3 protein-coding genes are annotated in these 1,740 nt (G+C 74.5%); 1 reads left to right on the forward strand and 2 read right to left on the reverse strand.

Annotated elements, in window-relative coordinates; all coding sequences use genetic code 11:
* Window positions 1-13 precede the first annotated feature (13 nt).
* A complete protein-coding gene (gene nirD, locus KCH_RS12485; RefSeq protein WP_063750277.1) occupies window positions 14-337 on the forward strand; it encodes a nitrite reductase small subunit NirD in 324 nt (107 codons plus the stop codon).
* Window positions 338-444: 107 nt separating this feature from the next.
* On the opposite strand, the gene KCH_RS12490 is transcribed toward nirD, so the two are convergent.
* Together KCH_RS12490 and KCH_RS12495 are read right to left on the reverse strand one after the other, a co-directional pair.
* Window positions 445-1,389 carry an SGNH/GDSL hydrolase family protein gene (locus tag KCH_RS12490; RefSeq protein ID WP_035862635.1) on the reverse strand — a complete coding sequence of 315 codons (945 nt, stop codon included), beginning with the start codon at window positions 1,387-1,389 and terminating at the stop codon, window positions 445-447.
* On the reverse strand, window positions 1,390-1,740 hold a 351-nt coding region (locus tag KCH_RS12495; protein WP_035871733.1), incomplete at its 5' end, for a PAC2 family protein.

A 1,740-nucleotide genomic window follows, 5' to 3' on the forward strand; every position in this document is an offset into this window, starting at 1 on the left:
CACCCGGGTCGAACTGCTCTCCCCCGCCGGCTGGTCGCCGGTCTGCGACTGGGACCTGCTGGCCCCCGGCCGCGGCGTCGCCGTCCTGCTGCCCGACGGCCGGCAGGCCGCCGTGTTCCGCGACGCCAACGACCGCCTCTACGCCACCGACAACCGCGACCCGTTCACCGGCGCGTACGTCCTCTCCCGCGGCCTGCTCGGCTCCACCGCGGACGGCCGGGTGTACGTCGCCTCACCCCTGCTCAAGCAGCGCTTCGACCTGGCCACCGGCGCGTGCCTCGACGAGGACGGCGTCCGAATCGCCGTCCACGCCGTCCACGCCGTCCATCCGGTCTGACGGACCGGCAGGTCCGTCGGACGCGGCCCGGCTCTACTGCCCTCCGCCGCCCGAGGTCGCCCAGGTCGCCGAGGCCGCCCGGTGCTGTGGCGGGCCGGGCGGCGGGCTCAGTGCGGCTGGCCCAGAGCAGCGAGGACGGCGGCGGCCATGCCCTGCTCCCCCAGGGCGTTCGGGTGCATCGGCGCCAGCCCGGCCGCCGCGCTGAGCGGTTCGATCCAGCGGGTGCCCTGCGGCTCGCACAGGTCGTGGCCGACGGACGGGGCGTAGGTGTCGACGAATCCCACTCCGGAGGCCTCGGCCCGCCGGTGGAGCATGGCGTTCAGCTGCTGCTCCTGCTCGCCGACGAACACGACGTCGCCGGCCGCTATCCCGTCGCCCAGGGTCTGGGCGCACCGGGCCGGGTCCTGCGGCAGCAGCGCCGGATAACCGACCAGGAGGACCCGGGCCTGCGGTGCCCGCCGCTTGATCTCGGCGAGGGCGGTGGTGAGCCGCTCGTCGGCGGCCTGCAGCTTTCGTCCGATCTCGCCGCGGCCGGCACCGGCGGTGTAGTAGCTGCGGCAGGGAGCCTCGCTGTTGCTGCTGCCGGTCAGGGTGTGCCGGACGTTCTCCACCGCGCAGCGGCCCAGCACGTCCATGAATCCCATGTCGTTCCCGCCGATGCCGAGCGTCACCAGGCCGGTCGTCGGGCCGAGCGCATCCAACTGGGGCGGGTTGACCCCGTTGCCGGTCTGCTGGGCAGCTGTCAGTTCCACCGTCCGGGCGCCGCTGCAGCTGACGTCGGTGAAGTCCTTCAGGCCGAGCTGCTGGGCCACCAGGGACGGGTAGTTGACGCCGGATCGGCCGCAGCCCTGGGGTGAGCCGCCCTGCGGCGGGATCAGCAGGCCCGAGGTGAAGGAGTCCCCGACCGCGACGTACGGTCCGGTGACGGGCGTCGCGGAGGGGCTCGACGACGCCACGCCCTCGGGGCCGGGCGTCCGGGTGGTCTCGGCGGCACTGCACGCCGCGGTGCCGATCAGCACCGCCGCGGTGGCGGCCAGCAGGAGGCGGCGCACCTACTCCGCGCCGCGCTCGTGCTCGGCGAGGAACTCCTCGAAGCGGCGGCCCAGCTCGTCCGCGGAGGGCAGGTCGGCCGTCTCGGCCAGCAGGCTCTCGCGGTCGGCCGCGCCGGAGACCGCGTCGTACTGGCTCTCCATGCCCTGGATCGCCGTCCGCAGTTCGCCGTCGCCCTGGGAGAGTTGGTCCTCGATCTCGGCGTAGACCTCGTTGACGCGGGCGCGCAGTTCGCTGCCGGGCAGGACCAGGCCGGTCGCGGACTGGGCGGCCTCCAGGATCACCACCGCGGCGGCGGGGTAGGTGGAGCGGGCGATGTAGTGGGGGACGTGCGCCGCGAAGCCCAGCACGTC

The organism is Kitasatospora cheerisanensis KCTC 2395 (assembly GCF_000696185.1).
Classification (GTDB): domain Bacteria; phylum Actinomycetota; class Actinomycetes; order Streptomycetales; family Streptomycetaceae; genus Kitasatospora; species Kitasatospora cheerisanensis.